Raw genomic sequence first — 21,743 nt, forward strand, 5'->3', positions numbered from 1 at the left:
GATGGGGTCGCGCAGGCAGCGGGTCAACGTGCGGCGCGAGATCACGCGTGACCGCATACCGGCAACAAACTGGGATGGGTCCCACAAAAGCACCTGAATGCCAAAGGAATTGCGAACACCGGGTTTGCAATCGCTTTACAGCGTGACCGATAGCGTCATACCTGCCGCGCGCCGGCACTTTACCCAACTGAGCGCGAACGAGGATCAAACAGGATGATGGCACTCAAGCAGGGACACGACGAAGACACTTCCCCCTCCCACGACAACCACCGCTGGTCGCAGCACGTCTCGGAGACCAGTGATGCGATGGATCTCAAATCCGGCGTCTTCGAGCAGGACGACCCCAAGGAGATCGCCCGCTCGCTCAAGCACTCGGCCGACGCCAGCACCCGACGCAAGGCGCCACCGTTCCGCTCGGCCATGTCGATGCTGGTCTTCTATATCAACCGCGCCGGCAAGAACCTGCCCCAGCAGCGCATCGAGATCCTGGAGCAGGCCAAGGACGAGCTGAGGGCGCTCTACGGCAAGCCGCGCAAGGCGGCCACCGCCTGAGGTTGAGTGGCGCCGCCCTCAGCGCGGCGCCACATACCCCCCACGTACCCCGCGCGGCGAGAGCACCAACTGCCACAGCTGCGAGCGACGCGTGCGGAAGGTGGCCATCGATCCGGCCAGATAAAAGCGCCACATGCGCCGGAAGCGCTCGTCGTAGCGCGCGGACAGACGGCCCCATGCCGCCTCGATGTTGGCGCGCCAGGCCTGCAGCGTGCGGTCGTAATCGGTCCCGAAGTTGTGCCAGTCCTCGATCACGAACAGCCCTTCCAGCGCACGCGTGGTCTGCTCGGGCGAAGGCAGCATGGAGTTGGGGAAGATGTACCGGGCGATCCACGGATCAGTGCGATTGCGCGAGGTGTTCGTCCCGATGCTGTGCAGCAGGAACAGGCCCTCGTCCTTGAGCACGCGGCGGGCGACCTCGAAATAGGTGCGGTAGTTCTTGGCCCCGACGTGCTCGTACATGCCGATGGACAGCACCGCATCGAACGGTCCGCGCACCTGGCGATAATCCTGCAGCACGATCTCCACCGGCAGCCCAGCGCACAGTTTGCGCGCGTACTCGGCCTGCTCGCGGGAAATGGTCACGCCCACTCCGCTCACGCCATAACGCTCGGCGGCGAACTTCAGCGCCTCGCCCCAGCCGCAGCCGATGTCCAGCACGCGCATGCCCGGCCGCAGCCCCAGCTTGCGGCAGACCAGGTCGAGCTTGGCCTCCTGCGCGTCGTCCAGGGTGTCGGCCTGGCGCCAATAGCCACAGCTGTAGACCAGTCGTTTGCCGAGCATGGCCTGGTAGAGGTCGTTGCCCAGGTCGTAATGCCGCTCGCCGACCTTGCGGCTACCCCGCAGGCTCTGGGCATTGAACAGGCGCGCCCGCAGCGCGTCCCAGATTTCGCCCAGGCCGTGCACCTGCTCGTCCAGGCGTGCTTCCAGCACCCGGGTGAGGAACCCATCCAGTGAGCGCGCATCCCATGCCCCGTCCATGTAGCTCTCGCCCAGGCCCAGCGAGCCCTGTGCCAGGACCCGTCCGTACATCCCGGGGTCATGCACCTGCAGATCCCAGGGCCGTTCGCCGTTGAGACGGACGTCGGCCTTGGCCAGCAGGCGCGCAATGCGGGATTCGAAGCGGGGGGCGGTGGAGGACTGGGGATGGGCGGGGGCTTGGAAGTGGCTCATTTGAGGAAGAGATCTGCGTACTCCGGTGCCAGGTAGGGACGCAGGACCGGGGCGGGCACATCCACGGTCTGCGTACCGTCGGCGTACGAGCCCACCTGGTAGGGCGGGAACACGAAGCGGACGGCGGCGATTTTCCCGTCGGCGTTCATCACCGGCTGGAACAGGCTGAAGTTGGAAACCTCCGGCGCGGTCCCTGCGTCGATCATCTGGTTCTCCGAATCCAGCAGTTGCATGCGCTGGTCCGGCGGCACGGTGTCATCATCGACACGCAGCGAGGCACTGGTGTGCAGCTGCTCGCGCACGTATTGGCTGGCCGCCTGCAGTCCCGCCGGCGTGGGCAGCATCTCCTGGGTGGTCAGCAACGCCTGCCGCTTGGGCAGCCAGGTGAAGCGCGCCACCAGCGGCTCGCCATGGGCGCCCCCGGTGTAGCGTCCGCCATCGGCGGCCACGGCGAAGATCTCTGGCGTATCGGCCACCACGTCGAATGACAGCGACAACTCGTAAGGGGCCGACGGTTTCTGTCCATCCAGGCCGTTGACCGCCTGCATCAGCTCGGCACGTGCGGACTGGGCGTAATCGCCAAGCACCTTGACCATGCCCGGGTAGGCGTTGGCCTGGCGCGGGAAGCTGATCCCGATCACATAGCGCGGATCGGACTCGGCCACATCGGCCAGGGGGCCATCGGCGGCAGGCTCGGTCGTGGCCGGCGGCGGGGCCGCAGGCGCAACGGGTGTCTCCGAGCCCTGCGGGCGCTTGGCCTCGCCGGCATCGTCAGGCTGGCCGGGGCTGCAGGCAGCAAGGAACGCGGTCAGGGTCAGCGGAGCAAGAACGGCTTTTACGGATCCCACGTGCATCATCCTAGGCAGGGTGTTGGTCGCAGTGTAGGTCCGGCGGGCGAACGCTCCATCCCACCGGCCAGGGCGCACAGCGCCGAGGCTAGCGCCGGCCCGGTGATGACCGTGCAATACACGGCGGCTGACCTGCCGCGTCACTTTTCGGCACAAACCGCCGGGGCGGCCAGATCGAAGACGCCGAAGCGTCGCGTCCCGAGGTTGGCATGGTTGATGCTTGATCCTCCCCAACGATCACTGGGCAGGGGGAAGTGCGATGCATCAGGGTGAAGACGGATCCCAGGGGGTGGGAGTGCCGAGCGACTTCACGTTGCTCGAAGGGTTGTACCAGCTCGCGGTGACCGGTCATGCCCATGACTGGGAATTCGAGCGCCTCAATAACGCCGTTTACGAGCGCCTGCTCTCGTCATACGGCGTAGAGGAAAGCACAAAGTTTGACCAGAGCAAGAATGCGTTCAACGGTTCCTGACCGCCACCGCACAGCAACATCGCTTTACTATTGCTACGGACGGGCGACGGGGGTCGCCCGTTTTTTTTTGCGCAGCGGTCACCGCCTCAACCGCGGTTGTCGCGCTTGCCCTGGTTGCGTCGGTCCTGGACAGACGCACTGCCCTGCACCGCCTTGGTCCGGCTTTCGGCCAGATGTAGTTCGTTGGCCTTGGCCGCCGCCTCCTCGTGCGGGACGAAACCGGTCTCAGCGGTGTGGCCGACGGCGTCGTCGAGCATCTGCCACGGTTGCGGCTGGCGATCATGTTCCTGCTTGGCGGCGAGCAGTTCGCGCGTCTTGGCCAAGGCCTGCTCGGGGCTGATCTTCTTCGGGGCGCTGGGCCGCTTGCGCGCCGGTAGCTTCTTGGCGCTCGCCTGGGTCAGCGTGGGCGAGGTGCGCTTGACGGCCTGCTTCGCAGGCGCCTTTTTTGCAGGGACCTTCTTCGCCACTGCCGGCCTGGAACTCGTCTTCTTGATCGCGCGCTTGGCGGCCTGCTTCCCGACGCCCTTGGCGACCTTCTTCGGTGCGGCTTTCCTTGCGACCTTCTTGACGGCCTTCTTTGCGGCGGCACGCTTGGCCGGCTTTTTGGCGACCGCTTTGCGGGCCGTCGGCTTCTTGGTTGCCTTCTTCGCGGCGGGTGTCCGGATCGTCTTCTTGGCGACGGCTTTCTTGGCAGCCTTTTTGACTGCCTTCTTCGCTGCCTTCTTGGCCGCCTTCTTGGCTGCGGGCTTGGTCGACTTCTTGGCCGCCTTCTTGGCGACGGTCTTGCGGACGCGTGTTGCCATCGTGCAGAACTCCTGAAGTGGTCACACGCGCATCGGGATAACACGCAAAACATTCAGAAGCGGTGAGCCGCCAAGGCGGGCATTCAGCCCGCCTGCGGCATGGCGCAGGACATGCCTGCACCACGCATCAACGAATCGCTACTTGGCCTTGCCCTGGTTGGCGACGGCTTCGGCCGCGCGCTTGGCCGCTTCCGGATCGCCCAGGTAGCGATAGGACTGCACCTGCAGTTCGTCGTCCAGTTCGAACAGCAGCGGGATGCCGGTGGGGATGTTGAGCTCCAGGATCTCTTCCTTGCTCACCCCGTTGAGGTACTTGTACAGCGCGCGCAGCGAGTTGCCGTGGGCGGTGACCAGCACGGTCTGGCCGGCCTTCAGCGACGGGGCGATGGCGTCGTGCCAGTACGGCAGCACGCGATCGAGGGTGGTCGCCAGCGACTCGGTGGCCGGCAGCGCGTTGCGATCCAGGGTGGCGTAGCGGCGGTCGTGCGCCGGGTGCCCCGGATCGGCCAGGTCCATCGGCGGCGGCGGGATGTCGTAGGACCGGCGCCAGATCTTGACCTGGTCCTCGCCGTGCTTGGCCGCGGTCTCGGCCTTGTCCAGGCCCTGCAGGCCGCCGTAGTGGCGCTCGTTGAGACGCCAGCTCTTGTGGACCGGCAGCCAGTCCTGGTCCATCTGCTTGAGCGCCCGCTGCAGGGTGTGGATGGCACGCTTGAGCACCGAGGTGTAGGCCACGTCGAACTTCAGCCCCTCCTCCTGCATCAGCTTGCCGGCGGCGACGGCCTCGCTGCGGCCCTGTTCGCTGAGGTCGACATCGACCCAGCCGGTGAAGCGGTTGGCCAGGTTCCATTCGCTCTGGCCATGGCGCAGCAGGACAAGTTTGCGGCTCACTGAGGATTCTCCGGGAGGGGGCGAAAAGGGCTGTCGATTGTACGGCAGGCCACCTCCACGCCCGGTAGCGGCCGCACGCGGGCGCGGGCTAGAAGTGCGGCCGGCTCAACTCACCCAGAAAGTGCGAAAAGACCTCCGGGCGCATGATCAGCATGAACATCACGCCGTAGGCCGCGCCGGCCAGATGCGCGCTGTGGTTGACCCGATCGCCGCCGCGCCGGTCCATCCAGATGCTGTAGACCACGTAGAGGACGGCGAACAGGATCGCCGGCATGGGGATGACGAACACCAGGATGCGCGACCACGGCGCCAGCAGGATGAAGGCGAACAGCACCGCCGACACCGCGCCCGACGCGCCCAGCCCCAGGTAGTTGGGATCCTTCTGGTGCTTGAGGTAGGTCGGCAGGATCGCCACGACCAGGGCGGAGAGATAGAACAGCGGGAACACCCACCACGCCGTCTCCTGGGTCATGAAGCCCTCGATCTGCCGCCCGAAGAAGAACAGGGTGAACATGTTGAAGAACAGGTGCATGAAGTCGGCATGGATGAAGCCATGCGTGATCAGGCGGTCGTACTGGTGCTTTTTGTCGATGGCCGGCGGCCACAGGATCAGGCGATCGGCGATGCGGCGGTTGTTGAGGGCGAGCAGCGACACCACGGCGGTGACGGCGATGAAGATCAGGGTGAACATCGAAACCTGCGGGGATGAGGAGACAGGACCCGCCGGTCAGGCGGTCCGGTAATTGTCCTGCATCGGGTAGCGTCGTGCGTACCAGGCGAAGGCCAGGCCGGCCAAGAAGGCGAATCCGGCGAAGAAGAACATCAGGAAAGCCGCCTCGCTCAGGCCGGTATCGGCGATCCGCGCGGTGAGCGCGTCGTTGCGGACCGCCGCATTGGTCAACAGCACCCACAGGCTGCCGAAGGTCGTGGCCAGGTACCAGAACGCCATGATCACGCCCTTCATCGCCGCAGGTGCCTGGCTGTAGGCGAACTCCAGCGCCGTGGCCGAGACCAGCACCTCGCCCAGGGTCAACAGCGCGTACGGGCCGATCTGCCAGGCCAGCGAGACCTGCGCCCCGCCATCCATCGCCAGCTGCAGCACGCCGGCGAACACCCAGGAGACCCCGGCCAGGGCGATGCCCGCGCCCATCCGCCGCAGCGGCGTGGGCTCGAACCCCAGGCGCCGCAGCAGCGGGTAAGCGACCAGGTTGTTGAACGGGATCAGCAGCATCACCAGCAACGGGTTGAGCGCCTGCATCTGCGCCGCATCGCGCACCAGCCAGCTCGGCCACCAGGCCAGCTGGTGCGGGATCACCATGTCCTGGCCCTGCAGGACCCAGGTCGAGGCCTTCTGGTCGAACAGGGAGAAGAACGGCGTGGTCAGGGCGAACACGATCAGGATGCGCAGCACGGCCCGCACGCCATCGACCGCCGCATCCGGGTGGTGCGCCCGGGCGCGGTCGAGCTGCAGCGAGGCCCCTGCCCCGCCGAAGGCGATCACCAGCCCCAGCGCCAGGCAGGCCGCCGCCACGAAGCCCAGCACCGGCGTGGCGGCCAGGGCCAACACGGCAAGCACGGCTCCGACCACGGCCACGATCAGGCCGGCGCGGCCCTGACCGTCCGCCCGTCCCAGCAGCGCGCTGCGCACCACCTTGAGGAAGGCATGCGGATCGGCCGGCGTGGGTGGGACGTTCACGTACTGTCTGCGCCCGGCCCAGAACACGATGGTGGCGATCAGCATCAGCACGCCAGGAATGCCGAAGGCCACCGCCGGACCGTAGCTGCGCAGGAAGATCGGCATCAGCAGCGAGGCGAAGAACGAGCCGAAATTGATGATCCAGTAGAACGCGTCGAAGACCGTGCGCGCCAGGTGCTTGTTGCGCTGGTCGAACTGGTCACCGACAAAGGACACCACCAGCGGCTTGATCCCGCCCGAGCCCAGCGCGATCAGGAACAGCCCGGTATAGAAGCCCTGGCGGTTGTCCTCGAAGATCGCCAGGCACGCGTGGCCGGCGCAGTAGATCAGCGAGAACCACAGCACGGTGTGGTACTTGCCGAAGTAGCGGTCGGCCAGCCAGCCACCCAGCAGCGGAAAGAAATACACGCCGATGACGAAGCTGTGGAACACGTCCTTGGCCATCGTCGCCCGCTCGGCTTCCGGCGCGTATAGCAGCAAGGTGCCGACCAGGAACGAGGTCAGGATGTTGCGCATCCCATAGAAGCTGAAGCGCTCGCAGCCCTCGTTGCCGATGATGTAGGGGATCTGGCGCGGCAGGCGCGCCGCAGGCGACGGGGTCTGGGTCATCGTGGAACGGCTGGCGGCGAATCGGGCCAGCTTACCCAGCGGGTCACACGGCTTGGCTGACCACCCTGTCAGGTCACACCGACGACGTGGCGCGCCTGGCGGTGGCAGGTGGCGAGGCGCCGTTCGGCTGGCATGATGCGGGCTGCCTTGAAAACGGTTCCCCGCCCCGATGCGCCTGCCATCCGCCCTGATCGCCTGTTTGCTCCTCCCGATCCTGACCTTCGCGGCTCACGCCGCCGATGACGCCCTGACCACCGTCGCCGAGGCCTCCGGCTTCCAGAAGACCGGACGCTATGCCGAGGTGGGACCGTTGTGCCAGGCCTTCGCCACCCGCTGGCCCAAGGCGGTGCGCTGCTTCGACTTCGGCACCACACCGGAGGGCCGGCCGATGCACGCCATGGTCATCTCCACCAGCGGCGCGCTGGACCCGGCATCGGCCCGGGCGCGAGACCTGCCAGTGGTGCTGGTCCAGGGCGGCATCCATGCCGGCGAGATCGATGGCAAGGACGCCGGCTTCCTGGTCGCCCGGCAGCTGCTGGAAGGCCGGCGCGCCAAGGGCACGCTGGACAAGGTGGTGTGGGTGTTCGTCCCGGTGTTCAACGTCGATGGGCACGAGCGCTTCGCCGCGTGGAACCGCCCCAACCAGCGCGGCCCGGAGGAGATGGGCTGGCGCACCACCGCGCAGAACCTCAACCTCAACCGCGACTACACCAAGGCCGAAGCCCCGGAAATGCAGGCGATGCTGGCCCTGGTGAATCAGTGGGACCCGCTGATGGCGCTGGACCTGCACGTCACCGACGGGGCCAAGTTCCGCCACGACGTCTCGGTCCAGGTCGAGCCCTCGCACGAGGGCGATGCCACCCTGCAGCGCGACGGGCAGGCCCTGCGCGCGGCGATGATCGCCGAGCTGGACCGACAGGGCTCGCACGCCCTGCCCTTCTATCCCTCGCTGGCCGAGCACGACAACCCGGCCGCCGGCTTTACCGACGAGATCTACCCGCCGCGTTTTTCGCATGGATATTTCCAGCTGCGCAACCGCTTCGGCATCCTGGTGGAAACCCACTCCTGGCTGCGCTACCCGCAGCGTGTGGCGATCACCGGCAACGCGATCGTGGCCTTGCTGCAGCAGGCCGCCGCGCATGGCCGTGACTGGTCCAAGGACGCCGCAGCCGCCGACCAGGCCGCGACGCAGCTCGGCGGTCAGCCGCAGATCCTGGACTGGCAGGCCAGCGACACCGCCAGGACGATCGACTTTTTGGGCTACGCCTATACCCGCACGCCCTCGGACGTGTCCGGCGGGCTGATGACCCACTACGACGAGACCAGACCGACCATCTGGCACATCCCGCTGCGCGACCAGATGGTGCCGTCGGTCACCACCACCGCGCCGCGCGCAGGCTATCTGGTGCCGGTCGCCTGGGCGCCGGTGGTCGAGCCGCGCCTGCGTGCCCACGGCCTGACGTACCAGCGCCTGGAAGCGAACGAGGACCTGTCCGTACAGGCTTACCGGGCCACCGACATCGCCTTCGACAAGTCCTCCACCGAAGGCCACCAGCGCCTGAAGCTCGCCGGCGCCTGGGGCGCCGAGCCCGCGCAGCTGCCCGCCGGCAGCCTCTACATCCCCATCGCCCAGCCGCGAGCGCGCCTGGTGGTGGCGCTGCTGGACCCGGCCGGGCCGGACTCGCTGCTGCAGTGGGGCTATTTCAATGGTGCCTTCGAGCGCAAGGAATACATGGAGAGTTATGTCGCCGAGGAGGTCGCGCGGCAGATGCTCCAGGATCCCGAGGTCAAGGCGCAGTTCGAGCAACGCCTGAAGGACGACCCGGCCTTCGCCGCCAGTCCACGCGCGCGGCTGGAGTTCTTCGCCCGCCGGCATCCTTCATGGGATACCCGCTACGGGCTCTATCCGGTCCTGCGCACCGACACCGCACCGCACTGATCCCGCCCGAGAGGGGGCGCACCACGCGCCGTTGCACGTCACGCCGCTGGTCCACCGCATTGAAGGCGACCGGTACCGGCCTTCGGCCTGAGGCACGCGGTATCCGGACGCCGCACCGTTGAAGCGGGGCCGATGGGAAGGCGATGCCCGCACGGCACTTGAGCAGGTCGATGTCGGCCTGCCCGATCGCTGGTCGCCACGCGCATCGGCCGCGTCGACACCTTGACGCGGGTGACGCGACGTCACATTCCAGACAAACGGTGACCGATGTTGACCTGCTTGCCCGTTTACATCGGCATGTAGGGCGCCGACACTTCCGACTCAACCTGAACAGGGGTAGCGCATGTCGCGTCGGGAAGCGCGAAGCCGTCGGCCGCGCAGCACCGGGGGATGGATGGTGCTGGTTGCCGGCCTGGTCCTGGCCATGGCATTCCTGGGCAGCCGTCCGCTCGACCCGACGCAGCCGGCGTCCACGGTCGCGCGGGAACCGGCCACGGGGCAGCGCCAGGCCCTTCCAGACTTTCTGCCGCCCGAGGCCAGGACCACGCTGAGCCTGATCGCCCGCGGTGGCCCCTTCCCCCATCCGCAGGACGGCGCGGTGTTCGGCAACTTCGAAGGACACCTGCCACGCCAACCGCGGGGGTGGTACCACGAGTACACGGTGGAAACGCCCGGGCTGTCCAACCGAGGGACGCGGCGCATCGTCACCGGGGGCACGCCCCCTTCCAGCTACTGGTATACGGCCGATCACTACGCCAGCTTTTGGCCGTTCCAGGTGGAGCGGCCATGAGCCAGGAGCCTCCCGCCCTGCACGATCCCGACCAGGCCGGCGTGTTCTTCGTCGGTGGCAATGACCTGGACGTGCTGGCCTACTACGCCTTCGACGCAAGGCTGCTCTCGCGCCGGATCGACCTGATGGGGGTGCGCGACAAACGCACCCTGCTGCTGCGCATCGCGGTGGCCCTGGATTTCCCCGTGTCGGCCGGACGCAACTGGGACGGACTGCTGGACAGCCTGCGCGACCTGTCCTGGCTAGAGGCGTCCGGCTACGTGCTGCTGATGGAGGGGGCCGGTGAGCTGCACGCCCACAACGAACCCGAATTCGACACGCTGATCGCCATCCTGGACCAAGCCCAGGCGCATTGGCACACGCAGGGCGTGCCGTTCTGGGCATTCCTGGCCCTGCGCGACAAGGACATCGCCGAGCTGGAGGACTAGCGCCGCATCGCCGTGCGGTGCCGGCGCGTGCGCCCGCGCTTCGCAGCGCGTGCCGATGCTGCGATCATGGCGGATGGACGACTTTTCGACACTTCCGCTGACCGACGCGCTGCGCCGCGGTCTCGACGCCGCCGGCTACGCCCGCCCCACCGACATCCAGGCCCGCGCCCTGCCCGCCATCCTCGAGGGACGCGACGTCATCGCCCAGGCCCCGACCGGTAGCGGCAAGACCGCCGCGTTCGCGCTGGGGCTGCTCAGCCGCGTGGACACCGGGCTGGTCAAGACCCAGGCCCTGGTGCTGTGCCCGACCCGCGAGCTGGCCGATCAGGTCGCCCGCGCGGTGCGCCGCCTGGCCGTGGGCCTGCCCAACCTCAAGGTCACCCTGCTGTGCGGCGGCATGGCGCTCGAACCCCAGCTGGCCTCCCTGGAGCACGATCCGCACGTGGTGGTCGGCACGCCAGGCCGCGTGCAGGAGCTGATGCGCAAGAAGGCGCTGCATCTCAACGGGGTCCGCGTCCTGGTCCTGGACGAAGGCGACCGCATGTTGGACATGGGGTTCGAGGACCAGATCCGCGAAATCGTCGGGCGCACGCCCGCCACGCGCCAGAGCCTGCTGTTTTCGGCGACCTGGCCCGACGCCATCCGCGTCATCGCCCAGGACAGCCTGAAGGACCCCGTGGAAGTGGCGTCCGACGCCACCACGACCGTGGCGCCGGCGATCTTCCAGCGCTTCTGCGAAGTGGAGCCGGCCATGCGCCAGAAAGCGCTGGCGGGCCTGCTGCTACAGCAGCGCGTGGAACCGGCGGTGGTGTTCTGCAACACCCGCAAGGACGTGGATGAAGTGGCCAATTCGCTACAGGGTTTCGGCTTCTCCGCGCTGGCCCTGCACGGCGACATGGAGCAGCGCGACCGCGAGGAAGTGCTGGTGCGTTTCGCCGGCGGCAGCTGCAACGTGCTGGTGGCCAGCGACGTGGCCGCGCGCGGCCTGGACGTGGAGGACGTGGCGGCGGTGTTCAACTATGAATTGCCGACCGACACCGACACCTACACCCACCGCATCGGCCGCACCGCGCGCGCCGGCCGCAGCGGCCTGGCCTTCAGCCTGGTCACGCCACGCGAGCTTCCGCGCGCGCGCGCGCTGGAAGACCTGTCAGGTGCGCCGCTGGACTGGATGAAAACGCCCCTGGCGACCGGCCGGCCCAAGCAGCCGCCCAGCGCGCCCTTCGTGTCACTGCGCGTGGATGGCGGCAAGAAGGACAAGCTGCGACCGGGCGACATCCTCGGGGCCCTCACCGGCGATGCGGGCCTGCCGGGCACGGCGATCGGCAGGATCACGATCGGTCCTGTGCGCAGCTACGTCTCGGTCCGGGACGAACACGCCAGCAAGGCCGTCGCGCGGCTGTCGGCCGGCAAGATCAAGGGCCGAAGCTTCCGAGTGCGCGCGCTCTGAGGGCCGTGCGCCGCCACGCCTGAGCGCGGGACGCGCGACCCCGACCGCTCACGCGTAGCGGAGCGTCGCGGTCAGCGGCAGGTCGGCCTGCCAGCGACCGCGGCCGCCCAGGGACTGCAGTTCGATCAACACCGCCGCCCCCAGTACGTCGCAGCCCTGCTGGCGCGCCAGCGACAGCGCCGCGTGCAGGGTTCCGCCGGAAGCCAGCACATCGTCGACCAGCAACACCTTGGCCCCCGGCGGCAGCGCATCGGCGTGCAGTTGCAGGCTGTCGCTGCCGTACTCCAGGCCGTACTCGACTGTCAGCACGTCACCTGGCAGCTTGCCCGGCTTGCGCACCGGGACGAATCCGCATTTGAGGGCGCGTGCGAGCGCTGCGCCCAGGATGAAGCCGCGCGACTCGATCCCCAGCACCGCCTGCACGCCGGCCTCGCGCCAGGGCGCGGCCAGCGCACTGGTCGCCGCGGCGAAGGCGGCCGCGTCGGCCAGCACCGGGGTGATGTCCTTGAACAGGATCCCCGGCTTGGGAAAATCAGGCACGTCGCGGATCAGGGTTGCCCATTCGGTATCGCCGGACATCGAGGCTCTCGCAGTGAAGGATGGCCCCCGATGCTACTGCACTGCGCCGCCGATGCCAGCCGGCAGGGGCGCGCCCGTCGCTACGAGCTGCACGACAGCATCGAACAGCCTGCCCGCGTGCGCGCCCAGTCCGGGCGCTTGCGGGCGAAGGCCTCGCGACCAGGCTGGTCGTCGTAGGGATGGCGCAGCACCTCGAGCAGCTCATGCACCCCGGTCAGATCGCCGTCGTGCGCGCGATCGATCGCCTCCTGGGCCAGGTAGTTGCGCAGCACATAGCGCGGATTGGCCGCGCGCATGCGGCGCTGGCGCGCGGCCTCGTCGTCCTCGCCCGCGCAAAGCGCCGCATAGCGGGTCAGCCAGGCCTCGAAGGCAGGACGATGGGCGGTGTACTTGTCAGGGTCATAGAACGCGTCGGCCAGCGGCGCAAGGGCCTGCGGCCCAGGCGCGTGATCGCCCAGGCCACGGAAGAACAACGTCATGTCGACCTCGGCGCCGTGCAGCAGGCCGCGTAGTTCCGCCATCAGGGGCGGTGCCTCGGGCGCGCCCTCCGGCAGCCCCAGCTTGGCGGCGGCATCGGCGCGCTCGCAGGCGGCATAGGTGTCGGCGTAGGCCTGCAGCGCCTCCTGCAGCGGCGCCGGATCGGCGAACAGCAGCGACAACGCGCCGGCCAGGCGGCTGAGGTTCCAGAAGGCTACCTGCGGCTGCCAGCCGAAGCGATAACGACGGCCCTGCGCATCGGTGGTATTCGGCGTCCAGTCCGGATCGTAGTCGTCGATCCAGCCATACGGGCCGTAGTCGATGGTCAGTCCGAGGACCGAGAGGTTGTCGGTGTTCATCACCCCGTGCACGAAGCCCACCCGCATCCAGTGCGCCATCAGCACCGCGGTGCGCGTACAGATCTGTGTGAACCACGCCGCGTCCCGCTCGGCGCCTGGCGCCAGCTCGGACAGCTCGGGGAAGTCGCGCTCGATGGTGAAGTCCACCAATCGCCGCAGCAACGCCGTGTCGCCGCGCGCGGCCGGGAGTTCGTAATGCCCCAGGCGCAGGAAGGAAGGCGCCACCCGACAGACCACCGCGCCAGGCTCGGGCGCGGCATGGCCGTCGTAGAACATGTCGCGCACCACGTCTTCTCCCGTGCCCACCAGGCATAGCGCGCGGGTGGTCGGCACGCCCAGATGGGCCATGGCTTCGCTGCACAGGAATTCGCGGATCGACGAGCGCAACACCGCGCGTCCATCGGCGAAGCGCGAATACGGCGTCGGCCCGGCGCCCTTGAGCTGCAGCTCCTGACGGCTGCCATCGGCCGCGATGGCCTCGCCCAGGGAGATCGCCCGACCGTCGCCCAGCTGCCCTGCCCAGTTGCCGAACTGGTGGCCGCCGTAATTGGTCGCGTACGGCACCATGCCCGGCAGCAGCGCATTTCCACCGAAGACCTGGGCGAACTCGGCCGTCTCGATGTCGTCCTGCTTGAGTCCCAGCAACGCCGCCACTTCCGGCGACCAGGCCAGCACCCGCGGCGCGGCGACCGGCGTGGGCGCCACGCTGGACCAGACCGCGCCCGGGACCTGTCGGACCTGTGGCCCGTCGATGGGATCGCGCGGCAGCGCGCGCAGCAGGGTGTTGTCGAAATGCAGTTCCATGCGCACAGCCTACGCGGGCATGGCCACATGGACGCTGACACAAAAAAAGACGCCGGGGAAACCCCGGCGTCCTCTTCATGCGGTTGACGCAATGAAGCGCTGGATTACAGCGGCTGCACCTGGTCGGCCTGCATGCCCTTCTGGCCCTGGACGGCCACGAAGGTCACTTCCTGGCCTTCCTTCAGCGACTTGAAGCCGGTGCCCTGGATCGCGCGGAAATGCACGAACAGGTCCGGGCCGGACTGCGGGGTAATGAAGCCGAAGCCCTTGGCGTCGTTGAACCACTTGACGGTGCCGGTCTGACGATCAGACATTTTTACTACTCCTGAAAACGAACGATGGGTAATCGCAGCCACGAAAAACCGCGACTGAGACTGGGTTTGCAGGCGTAGGAAAAACGCAAACGATGTAGCCGATCTGACGATCTACCGCATCAGGCTCACGATTTACGGTGACCCTGGCAAGCACAGTGGCGCGAACGATACGCAGGTTGGGGGGAAAAAGCCAACGCAATTGCAAGCCCGTTCGTCGGGCTCTGGCGGGGGCATGGGTCCGGCACTGGAACCCGGCTGTTTTCGGAGGAAAATATCTTTCACTATCAATTGGATACGAAAACTCCTGACGGTTCTGACAGGTGGATCTAGAGCGCCTGCCGGCTCTGGAATTGTCGCAACGCACCACAAAGTGGGTCGCGAAACGCCAAGGATCGCGCCAAAAGTTTGACTGGGCGGCTGAAGTCCTCCGGCGCGTGCTGGGGCTGCAACACCGGATAAAGCGGATCGTGCTGGATCGGAATGCCGAGCGAGGCCATGTGCACGCGCAGCTGGTGCTTGCGCCCGGTCACCGGCTCCAGCGCGTAGCGCCACAGGTCTGGCCCGCGCTCCAGGACGGCCACGCGGGTCAGGCTGTTGGGCGCGCCGTCCACCTCGCGCATCCGGAAGAACGGTTCGCCGCGGACCAGTCGCGAGGCGACCTGACAGGGAAAGATCCGCTGCGGGCACGGTGCGGCCAGGGCCTCGTACTGCTTGTCGATGCGCCGTTCGCGGAACAGCGCCTGGTAGGCGCCGCGCGTGGCCGGGTCGACCGAGAACAGGACCAGCCCGGCTGTCGCGCGGTCGATCCGATGCAGCGGCGCCAGCTCGGCCAGTCCGGTCCTTGCGCGCAGGCGCGCGAGCAAGGTCTCTTGCACGAACCGCCCCGACGGCATCACCGGCAGGAAATGGGGCTTGTCGGCCACCAGCAGGTGCGCGTCCTGGTACAGCACCGACTCGGCGAACGGAATGGACGCTTCGTCGACCACTTCGCGGAAATAGACGATCTCCTGCCCGACCCGCCACGGCGCATCCGGCGCCAGCGCCCTCCCCTGCGCATCCTGCACGCGGCCGCGTGCGAAACGTGCGCACCACGTCTCGCGCGGAATCGCCGGAAAGCGCGCGCAGAGACCCTCCAGCAGACAGGACCAGGGGCCTGGCGCCAGTTGCAGGCGGCTGGGCTGTGGCGATGGTGCGTGCGTGTGGGACACGTCGATGCACGGTCGAGCCGTGTGCGTCAAAGGTGAAGCCATTATCATGACGTCCGCTTTCCGACGATATCCGCATGGCCCTCTCTGCCACGATCCGCAAGGTCGAGCTTCAGATCAACGACCTTGACCGGCACCATTACGCCAGCCACAGCCTGACCCTGGCCCAGCATCCTTCCGAAACCGACGAGCGCCTGGTCGCGCGCCTGCTGGCGTTCGTGCTGTATGCGCACGAGCGGCTGGAGTTCGGCCGTGGCCTGAGCGCCGAGGACGAACCCGATCTGTGGCGGCGCGACTACACCGGCCAGATCGAACAGTGGATCGATCTGGGCCAGCCCGACGAGAACCGCCTGCGCAAGGCGGCCGGACGCGCGAGCGAGGTCGTGGTGGTCAACTACGGCGGCCACGCCGCCGAGGTGTGGTGGCACAAGCAGGGCGCGGCGCTGCGCCGGATGAAGCAACTCACGGTGATCGACCTGCCCCACGACGTGGTGTCCACCCTGGCCAGTCACGTGCAGCGGACCATGCGCCTGGACGTGCTGATCCAGGATGGCGAAGTGCAGATCATGGGTGACGCGCTGCAGCTGGTGTTGGTCCCCGGCGTGCGCCACGCGCCCCAGGCGTAATGGAACCCGGCTTCACCCACGACGTCCTGATCATCGGCGGCGGCGCGGCGGGGCTGATGTGCGCGGCCACCGCGGCGCGGCGCGGGCGCTCGGTGCTGGTCATCGAGCACGCCAATCGGGTGGGCAAGAAGATCCTCATGTCCGGCGGCGGCCGCTGCAACTTCACCAACACCGGCACCACGCCGGCCAACTACCTCTCGGCCAACCCGCACTTCTGCCGCTCGGCGCTTGCGCGCTACACGCCGCGCGACTTCATCGACCTGGTCGAGCGACACCGCATCGCCTACCACGAGAAGGAGCTGGGCCAGCTGTTCTGCGACGACTCGTCCAAGCAGATCGTGGCGATGCTGCTGGCCGAGTGCGCGGACGCCGGTGCGCGCATCGCCACCAGCTGCGGCGTGGAACGCGTGGCCGCGTGCGAAGGGGGCGGCTACACGCTGTACACGGCACAGGGCGCGTTCACCGCGCCGTCGCTGGTGGTCGCCACCGGCGGACTGTCGATCCCTTCGATGGGCGCCAGCGGATTCGGCTACGCACTGGCGCGCCAGTTCGGGCACGAGGTGCTGGCCACGCGCGCCGGGCTGGTCCCGCTGACCCTGAGCGGCAAGCCGCAGCAGCAGTTGGCCGACTTGGCCGGCGTCGCCCTGCCCGTGCGCGCGCAGTGCGGCAAGACCGCCTTCGAAAACGCCATGCTGGTCACCCACCGCGGCATCAGCGGCCCGGCGATCCTGCAGATCTCCTCCTACTGGCAGCCCGGCCAGCCGCTGCTGCTGGACCTGCTGCCGGGCCAGGACGCGCTGGAGGTGCTGCAGGCCCAACAGGCCGCGCGCCCGGCCGCCGAGCTGAAAACCGTGCTGTCCGATCTGCTGCCGCGGCGCTTCGCCCAGCGCCTGTGCGAGCACTGGCTGCCCAACAAGCCGATGAAGCAGTTCAATGCCCCACAGCTGCGCCAGGCCGCCGAGCTGCTGCGCGCCTGGCCGCTGGTGGCCAGCGGCACCGAGGGCTACCGCACCGCCGAGGTCACCCTGGGCGGGGTGGACACCCGTGAGGTCTCACAGGCCAGCTTCGAGTCCAAGCGCGCGCCTGGGCTGCATTTCATCGGCGAGGTGCTGGATGTCACCGGCTGGCTGGGCGGCTACAACTTCCAGTGGGCCTGGGCCTCCGGGCACGCCGCCGGCGAGGTGGTCTAGACCCGCGGATCTGCCGCAGCGCAACACGGCTTTCGTGGCGCCGCGTGGCATGATCGCGACCTCGTAACACCCTGCGTGACTGCCGTGCAGCATCCCATCAAGGGCAAGGCCACCTCGCTGGACATCGCGCATCTTGCCGGCGTCTCCCAACCCACCGTCTCGCGCGCCCTGCGCGGCAGCCCGATGGTCAACGAGGAGACGCGCAAGCGCATCCTGGCCATCGCCGAGGAGCTGCACTACAAGGTCGACAAGAACGCCTCCAACCTGCGCACCCAGCTCACCGGGACGCTGGCGCTGCTGTTCTTCGAAGATCCCACCCCAGACGACTCGGCGATCAATCCCTTCTTCCTATCGATGCTGGGCGCGATCACCCGTGCCTGCGCGCTGCACGGCTACGACCTGCTGATCTCCTTCCAGAATCTCTCCGAGGACTGGCAGGCCGACTATGCCGACAGCAAGAAGGCCGACGGGCTGATCCTGCTTGGCTACGGCGACTACCTCAAATCGCGCATCAGGCTGGAGAAGCTCCAGCAGCAGGGGATCCGCTTCGTGCGCTGGGGCGCGGCCCTGCCCGGCCAGCCGGGCGTATCGATCGGCTGCGACAACTTCCAGGGCGGGCATGACATCGCCGCGCACCTGCTGGAACAGGGCCGCCGGCGGATCGCCTTCATCGGTCACGCCTCGGCGCATTACCCGGAATTCCAGGAGCGCCATCGCGGTGTCGCCGCTGCGCTGGCCGAGCTAGGCCTGGCGCCGGACCCGTCCTTGCAGGTCGACGCGGAGACCAGCGAGCAGTCCGGCTACGAAGCCACCAAGGCGCTGCTGGCGCGCGGCGCCAGTTTCGACGCCCTGTTCGGCGCCAGCGACCTGATCGCCATCGGCGCGATGAAGGCGCTGCTGGAACACGGCTTGCGCATTCCCGAGAACGTGGCCGTGGCCGGGTTCGACGATATCCCGCTGGCCAACTTCGTCGCACCGGGCCTGTCCACGGTCCAGCAGGACACACGCCAGGCCGGGATGCTGCTGGTCGATGCGCTGATGCAGCTGATCCACGGCCAGCCGGTGGACAACCAGACCATCCCGGTACGCCTGGCCCTGCGCGGCTCGACCCGCTGCGCGTAGTGCGATGGACACGCGTGTAGCGCCGAGCTTGCTCGGCTGGGGCTCTATCGGCAATGCCCCGGCCGAGCAAGCTCGGCCCTACAGGAATCGGCGAGTCAATCCAGCAGAGTCTACCCACGGGGTGCGCGCCCGCACACAGGGACTCGCCGGATTGAGGACACGCTCTAGTCGCGCAGGCGATGTCCCATGTCTTCGGCCAGTCGCGCGCGTAGTAGCGCATTGGTCAGCGGCTGGTCGTAAAGCAGGACGCGCACCCCATGCGCTGGGACGTCCAGCGCTAGCGTGTCCCCATCCACCTGCACGGCTGCGCCATCGAAGGCGTCTCGCCACTGGCCGGGCTGCAGCAGCGTATCCAGCGTCACTTCAGAAGCCGTGTCAGCCTTGTTGAGTAGCACCAGCGCGGTCTGCGCCTGACCGTCGTGCTCGAAGACGCGATAGAACGCGGCAGTCTGCTTGGTCAGCTGCAGGTTGAGCTGCAAGCCGCGCTGCAGGGCGATCGATTCACGACGCAGGTTGGCGATGCGCTTGAGATTGCGGTAGATCGCGCTCTCGCCGGCCGCATCCACACGCGCCTGCCCGTAGTAGTTGCGATTGCCCGCGTGCTCGGCCGCGCCACGCATGAAGCCGGTCTCCGAGCCGTAGTACACCGCCGGGATGCCGCGCGTGGTGAACAGCCAGTTGTGCGCATCGATGAAGCCGTTGTCGCTGGCGTCCAGGCGCGCCATATCGTGGTTGTCGTAGAAGGTCACCAGGTCGTAGGGGTTGTTGTACGGACCGTCCTCCAGGTACAGCGTGCGCTCCAGTTCGTCGTAGCCGCCGCCTTCCCTGCCGAAGACCTTGGACAGCTTCCCGCGCTGGGGAAAGTCCAGCACGCTGTAGTGCCCGTTGCGGTCCAGCGTGTGCGCGGCGATGAAGGCCGCGTCGTAATCGAAGGCCTCGCCGAACATGAAAAAGCCCGGGTGTTTGGCGCGGATGCGATCGGCGAACTGCTTCCAGAAGCTGTGCGGCATCCAGGCGATGGTATCGACGCGGAAGGCGGCGGCGCCCTGGTCGATCCACTGTTCGTAGGCGCCGGCCAGATAGTCCAGCACCGCAGGATTGTCCTCGGCCAGGTCCGACAGCTCGGCCAGCCCCCCGCCGGTGTTGTAGAAGGCATGCATCGGGTTATGCCGCGGGTCCAGCTTGCCTGGATCCAGGTTCTGGTGGTCGGCGACCTTGTGGCCCTGCTTGTCGAAGAGCTGCCCGAACTGGGGCTGCGCGGTAGGCATGGAGAACGCCGGCGAGCCGTGGTTGGCGACGATGTCCAGCACCACGTCCAGCTGCTGGCCCTTCATCGCCTTGGTGAACCCGGCGAAGTCCAGGCCCTTGCTGGGCAGGTGCTCGTCGAGCTTGTAGAAATTCACGCCCCAGTAGCCGTGGTAACCGGTCTTGCCCTGGTCGGTCAGCGAACTGCCCCACTTCACCGGCTTGCCACCAGTAAAAGCCTGGTCGGGGTTGTCGACGATGGGCGTCACCCACACCGCGCTGAAGCCCATGTCGCGGATGTAGTGGGCGTTGTCGACGATGCCCTTGAAGTCGCCCCCCAGGTAGCCGATGTTCGCACTCTTGCCGGCCGGGGCGCCCGGCACGGGAATATCGAAGGTGTGGTGCTTGCCGCCCTGGTCGCGGTGGTCGTTGGACGGATCACCATTGACGAAGCGGTCGGTCACCACGAAATAGATCGCCTCGCTGGCGAACGGCTCCAGCGTGCCGTACAGCTCATCGGCCGGCGCCTGCTGCGCACGGGCCGGCAGCGCCAGGACGGTCGCCAGGGCCAACAGGGACAAGGACAGCGGCTTCATGCTTGGGACTCCAGGCGAGGTTCGGGCACGCGCAGGGTGCACAGGCCGGCCACCACCAGGCTCAGGCCACCGACGGCCAGGGCGTTGATCGGTGCGCCGCCCAGGACGGTCTTGACCAGCAGGCCCAGGATCGAGGCGGCGACCAGTTGCGGGATGACGATGAAGAAATTGAAGATGCCCATGTACAGGCCCATCTTCGCGGCCGGCACGCTGTCGGACAGCAGCGCGTAGGGCAGCGAAAGGATCGAGGCCCAAGCGAATCCGACCCCGGCCATGGACAGCAGCAACCAGTGCGGATCGCGAAAGAGAAGAAACGAGCAGAACCCCGCGCCGCCCAGGCACAGGTTCAGCAAATGGCTCCAGCGCAGGCCGATGGCACGCACCATCCACGGAATCACGATCGCCGCCAGCGCGGCAAAGCCGTTGTAGGCGGCAAACAGCACGCCCACCCAGTTGGCGCCCTCGTTGTAGGCGGCCGAGGTGGTATCGCTGGTGCCGAAATGGGTGCTGGTCACCGCGTCGGTGGTATAGATCCACATGGCGAACAAAGCGAACCACGAAAAGAACTGCACCACCGCCAGCCGCCGCATCGCCGGCGGCATGTCCATCAGGTCGTCCACGATGGTCGCGTACATCCCGCCGCGGGCGCGTCCGCGCCCCAGCAGCAACGCACCGGCGACGGCCGCACCACCGCCGAGCACGTAGAGCTGCTTGTCCAGGCCAAACGCCGCCACCAGGACGCAGCCAATCAGGCCCAGGACCAGCGCCACCATGCCCAGCCGCACCCGCACCGCGCCATTGCCCGATGCCACTGGCACGGGCGCGGTGGTCGGCGGCTCCAGCTCACCGGCCAGTTGGCCGGGCGGGGCTTCGCGCGTGGTGACCACCGTCCAGACGATGGCCAGCATCAACACCGCGCCGCCAAAGTAGAACGCGTAGCGCACCGTGTCCGGCACTTCGCCCGCCCCGGCGGTATTGGCCACGCCGACCTGCGCCAGGATCCACGGCAACAGGCTGGCGACCACCGAGCCTAAGCCGATGAAAAAGCTCTGCATCGCATAACCCGACGCGCGCTGCCGGGTCGGCAACAGGTCGCCGACGAAGGCGCGGAACGGCTCCATCGAGATGTTGATCGACGCATCCAGCACCCACAGCAACCCCGCGGCGATCCACAGCGCAGGCGAATGCGGCATGGCCAACAAGGCCAGCGTGGCCAGCACCGCGCCGACCAGGAAGTACGGACGTCGCCGCCCCAGCCGCGTCCAGGTCCGATCCGAGAAATAGCCGACCACCGGCTGCACCAGCAGGCCGGTCAGCGGCGCGGCCATCCACAGGATCGGGATGTCGTCCACCGACGCGCCCAGCGTGTGGAAGATGCGGCTGACGTTGGCGTTCTGCAGGGCGAAGCCGAACTGGATACCCAGGAAGCCGAAGCACATGTTCCAGATCTGCCAGAACGACAGGGCACGGGTACGGGTCATGATGCGAGTGAAATCCCCTTGCGACGGCACGGTGCGCACTCACGATGATGCGTGACCGGGTCGGCGCGTCATGGTGACCTCTGCCCACGCGCTTGCC

At 67.7% G+C, this 21,743-nt stretch carries 20 protein-coding genes and 1 pseudogene; 9 read left to right on the forward strand and 12 right to left on the reverse strand.

Going from position 1 to position 21,743, the window contains the following annotated elements; translation table 11 throughout:
* The first annotated feature begins 213 nt into the window (after positions 1–213).
* On the forward strand, positions 214–552 hold the full coding sequence (locus tag PJ250_RS18850) for a DUF3175 domain-containing protein (RefSeq protein ID WP_271646144.1): 339 nt from the start codon (positions 214–216) through the stop codon (positions 550–552).
* A gap of 18 nt (positions 553–570) precedes the next feature.
* Here the strand turns inward: PJ250_RS18850 and cfa are convergent, their stop codons facing one another.
* Together cfa and PJ250_RS18860 are read right to left on the reverse strand one after the other, a co-directional pair.
* Entirely contained in the window at positions 571–1,725 is a 1,155-nt protein-coding gene (gene cfa, locus PJ250_RS18855; protein ID WP_271646145.1) for a cyclopropane fatty acyl phospholipid synthase, read from the reverse strand.
* On the reverse strand, positions 1,722–2,573 hold the full coding sequence (locus tag PJ250_RS18860; protein WP_271646146.1) for a PdaC/RsiV family protein: 852 nt from the start codon (positions 2,571–2,573) through the stop codon (positions 1,722–1,724). The genes cfa and PJ250_RS18860 overlap by 4 nt, the downstream gene beginning before the upstream one ends.
* A gap of 259 nt (positions 2,574–2,832) precedes the next feature.
* On the opposite strand from PJ250_RS18860, the gene PJ250_RS18865 reads away from it, so the two are divergent.
* Positions 2,833–3,045, forward strand: coding sequence for a hypothetical protein (locus tag PJ250_RS18865; protein WP_271648704.1), 213 nt, complete (start codon positions 2,833–2,835; stop codon positions 3,043–3,045).
* 668 nt (positions 3,046–3,713) lie between these two features.
* Here PJ250_RS18865 and PJ250_RS18870 read toward each other — a convergent pair.
* The 4 genes and pseudogenes from PJ250_RS18870 to PJ250_RS18885 all read right to left on the reverse strand — a co-directional run.
* Positions 3,714–3,788: pseudogene (locus PJ250_RS18870) on the reverse strand (histidine biosynthesis protein HisIE); the annotation flags it as partial.
* Positions 3,789–3,986: 198 nt separating this feature from the next.
* The gene (gene gpmA / locus PJ250_RS18875; protein WP_271646147.1) at positions 3,987–4,736 is read right to left on the reverse strand and encodes a 2,3-diphosphoglycerate-dependent phosphoglycerate mutase; all 750 of its coding nucleotides are present in this window, start codon (positions 4,734–4,736) and stop codon (positions 3,987–3,989) included.
* 88 nt (positions 4,737–4,824) lie between these two features.
* Entirely contained in the window at positions 4,825–5,427 is a 603-nt protein-coding gene (locus PJ250_RS18880) for a rhomboid family intramembrane serine protease (RefSeq protein WP_271646148.1), read from the reverse strand.
* Positions 5,428–5,463: 36 nt separating this feature from the next.
* The gene (locus PJ250_RS18885) at positions 5,464–7,041 is read right to left on the reverse strand and encodes a POT-type proton-dependent oligopeptide transporter (protein ID WP_271646149.1); all 1,578 of its coding nucleotides are present in this window, start codon (positions 7,039–7,041) and stop codon (positions 5,464–5,466) included.
* 169 nt (positions 7,042–7,210) lie between these two features.
* Between PJ250_RS18885 and PJ250_RS18890 the strand changes: the two genes are divergently transcribed.
* The 4 genes from PJ250_RS18890 (at position 7,211) to dbpA (ending at position 11,648) form a co-directional block, all read left to right on the forward strand.
* The gene (locus tag PJ250_RS18890; protein WP_271646150.1) at positions 7,211–8,980 is read left to right on the forward strand and encodes a M14 family metallopeptidase; all 1,770 of its coding nucleotides are present in this window, start codon (positions 7,211–7,213) and stop codon (positions 8,978–8,980) included.
* A 343-nt stretch (positions 8,981–9,323) separates the two neighbouring features.
* Positions 9,324–9,770 (forward strand): guanyl-specific ribonuclease, encoded by a 447-nt coding sequence (locus tag PJ250_RS18895; RefSeq protein WP_271646151.1) that lies wholly within the window; start codon positions 9,324–9,326, stop codon positions 9,768–9,770.
* On the forward strand, positions 9,767–10,198 hold the full coding sequence (locus PJ250_RS18900) for a barstar family protein (protein ID WP_271646152.1): 432 nt from the start codon (positions 9,767–9,769) through the stop codon (positions 10,196–10,198). The genes PJ250_RS18895 and PJ250_RS18900 overlap by 4 nt, the downstream gene beginning before the upstream one ends.
* A 73-nt stretch (positions 10,199–10,271) precedes the next feature.
* Positions 10,272–11,648, forward strand: coding sequence for an ATP-dependent RNA helicase DbpA (gene dbpA / locus PJ250_RS18905; protein WP_271646153.1), 1,377 nt, complete (start codon positions 10,272–10,274; stop codon positions 11,646–11,648).
* Positions 11,649–11,696: 48 nt separating this feature from the next.
* Here the strand turns inward: dbpA and PJ250_RS18910 are convergent, their stop codons facing one another.
* The 4 genes from PJ250_RS18910 to PJ250_RS18925 all read right to left on the reverse strand — a co-directional run bounded on the left by PJ250_RS18910 (position 11,697) and on the right by PJ250_RS18925 (position 15,389).
* Positions 11,697–12,227 carry an adenine phosphoribosyltransferase gene (locus PJ250_RS18910; RefSeq protein WP_271646154.1) on the reverse strand — a complete coding sequence of 177 codons (531 nt, stop codon included), beginning with the start codon at positions 12,225–12,227 and terminating at the stop codon, positions 11,697–11,699.
* An 80-nt stretch (positions 12,228–12,307) separates the two neighbouring features.
* Positions 12,308–13,867 (reverse strand): protein adenylyltransferase SelO, encoded by a 1,560-nt coding sequence (locus tag PJ250_RS18915; protein ID WP_271646155.1) that lies wholly within the window; start codon positions 13,865–13,867, stop codon positions 12,308–12,310.
* A 104-nt stretch (positions 13,868–13,971) separates the two neighbouring features.
* Positions 13,972–14,181, reverse strand: a complete 210-nt coding sequence (locus tag PJ250_RS18920) for a cold-shock protein (RefSeq protein ID WP_271646156.1) — start codon at positions 14,179–14,181, stop codon at positions 13,972–13,974.
* A gap of 326 nt (positions 14,182–14,507) precedes the next feature.
* Positions 14,508–15,389 carry a pseudouridine synthase gene (locus tag PJ250_RS18925; RefSeq protein WP_271646157.1) on the reverse strand — a complete coding sequence of 294 codons (882 nt, stop codon included), beginning with the start codon at positions 15,387–15,389 and terminating at the stop codon, positions 14,508–14,510.
* A 74-nt stretch (positions 15,390–15,463) separates the two neighbouring features.
* Here PJ250_RS18925 and PJ250_RS18930 point away from each other — a divergent pair, with 74 nt between their 5' ends.
* The 3 genes from PJ250_RS18930 to PJ250_RS18940 all read left to right on the forward strand — a co-directional run bounded on the left by PJ250_RS18930 (position 15,464) and on the right by PJ250_RS18940 (position 18,324).
* A complete protein-coding gene (locus PJ250_RS18930; RefSeq protein WP_271646158.1) occupies positions 15,464–16,012 on the forward strand; it encodes a YaeQ family protein in 549 nt (182 codons plus the stop codon).
* Positions 16,012–17,202: a BaiN/RdsA family NAD(P)/FAD-dependent oxidoreductase gene (locus PJ250_RS18935; RefSeq protein WP_271646159.1), complete on the forward strand. Its 1,191-nt coding sequence runs from the start codon at positions 16,012–16,014 to the stop codon at positions 17,200–17,202. Before PJ250_RS18930 ends, PJ250_RS18935 begins: the two co-directional genes overlap by 1 nt.
* Before the next feature lie 84 nt (positions 17,203–17,286).
* The gene (locus tag PJ250_RS18940; RefSeq protein WP_271646160.1) at positions 17,287–18,324 is read left to right on the forward strand and encodes a LacI family DNA-binding transcriptional regulator; all 1,038 of its coding nucleotides are present in this window, start codon (positions 17,287–17,289) and stop codon (positions 18,322–18,324) included.
* A gap of 164 nt (positions 18,325–18,488) precedes the next feature.
* On the opposite strand, the gene PJ250_RS18945 is transcribed toward PJ250_RS18940, so the two are convergent.
* Together PJ250_RS18945 and PJ250_RS18950 are read right to left on the reverse strand one after the other, a co-directional pair.
* Positions 18,489–20,165: an alpha-amylase family glycosyl hydrolase gene (locus tag PJ250_RS18945; RefSeq protein WP_271646161.1), complete on the reverse strand. Its 1,677-nt coding sequence runs from the start codon at positions 20,163–20,165 to the stop codon at positions 18,489–18,491.
* Positions 20,162–21,646 (reverse strand): MFS transporter, encoded by a 1,485-nt coding sequence (locus PJ250_RS18950; protein WP_271646162.1) that lies wholly within the window; start codon positions 21,644–21,646, stop codon positions 20,162–20,164. The genes PJ250_RS18945 and PJ250_RS18950 overlap by 4 nt, the downstream gene beginning before the upstream one ends.
* Between the last annotated feature and the right edge of the window lie 97 nt (positions 21,647–21,743).

Origin of the sequence: Pseudoxanthomonas sp. JBR18, from assembly GCF_028198165.1 — a bacterium.
Taxonomy (GTDB): Bacteria; Pseudomonadota; Gammaproteobacteria; order Xanthomonadales; family Xanthomonadaceae; genus Pseudoxanthomonas_A.

Bases quoted from the DNA above. Each gene is read 5' to 3' on its own strand.
- PJ250_RS18850 (WP_271646144.1), top strand. From the start codon at position 214: ATGATGGCACTCAAGCAGGGACACGACGAAGACACTTCCCCCTCCCAC.
- cfa (WP_271646145.1), bottom strand. From the start codon at position 1,725: ATGAGCCACTTCCAAGCCCCCGCCCATCCCCAGTCCTCCACCGCCCCC.
- PJ250_RS18865 (WP_271648704.1), top strand. From the start codon at position 2,833: ATGCATCAGGGTGAAGACGGATCCCAGGGGGTGGGAGTGCCGAGCGAC.
- PJ250_RS18880 (WP_271646148.1), bottom strand. From the start codon at position 5,427: ATGTTCACCCTGATCTTCATCGCCGTCACCGCCGTGGTGTCGCTGCTC.
- PJ250_RS18885 (WP_271646149.1), bottom strand. From the start codon at position 7,041: ATGACCCAGACCCCGTCGCCTGCGGCGCGCCTGCCGCGCCAGATCCCC.
- PJ250_RS18890 (WP_271646150.1), top strand. From the start codon at position 7,211: ATGCGCCTGCCATCCGCCCTGATCGCCTGTTTGCTCCTCCCGATCCTG.
- PJ250_RS18895 (WP_271646151.1), top strand. From the start codon at position 9,324: ATGTCGCGTCGGGAAGCGCGAAGCCGTCGGCCGCGCAGCACCGGGGGA.
- PJ250_RS18900 (WP_271646152.1), top strand. From the start codon at position 9,767: ATGAGCCAGGAGCCTCCCGCCCTGCACGATCCCGACCAGGCCGGCGTG.
- dbpA (WP_271646153.1), top strand. From the start codon at position 10,272: ATGGACGACTTTTCGACACTTCCGCTGACCGACGCGCTGCGCCGCGGT.
- PJ250_RS18910 (WP_271646154.1), bottom strand. From the start codon at position 12,227: ATGTCCGGCGATACCGAATGGGCAACCCTGATCCGCGACGTGCCTGAT.
- PJ250_RS18915 (WP_271646155.1), bottom strand. From the start codon at position 13,867: ATGGAACTGCATTTCGACAACACCCTGCTGCGCGCGCTGCCGCGCGAT.
- PJ250_RS18920 (WP_271646156.1), bottom strand. From the start codon at position 14,181: ATGTCTGATCGTCAGACCGGCACCGTCAAGTGGTTCAACGACGCCAAG.
- PJ250_RS18930 (WP_271646158.1), top strand. From the start codon at position 15,464: ATGGCCCTCTCTGCCACGATCCGCAAGGTCGAGCTTCAGATCAACGAC.
- PJ250_RS18935 (WP_271646159.1), top strand. From the start codon at position 16,012: ATGGAACCCGGCTTCACCCACGACGTCCTGATCATCGGCGGCGGCGCG.
- PJ250_RS18945 (WP_271646161.1), bottom strand. From the start codon at position 20,165: ATGAAGCCGCTGTCCTTGTCCCTGTTGGCCCTGGCGACCGTCCTGGCG.
- PJ250_RS18950 (WP_271646162.1), bottom strand. From the start codon at position 21,646: ATGACCCGTACCCGTGCCCTGTCGTTCTGGCAGATCTGGAACATGTGC.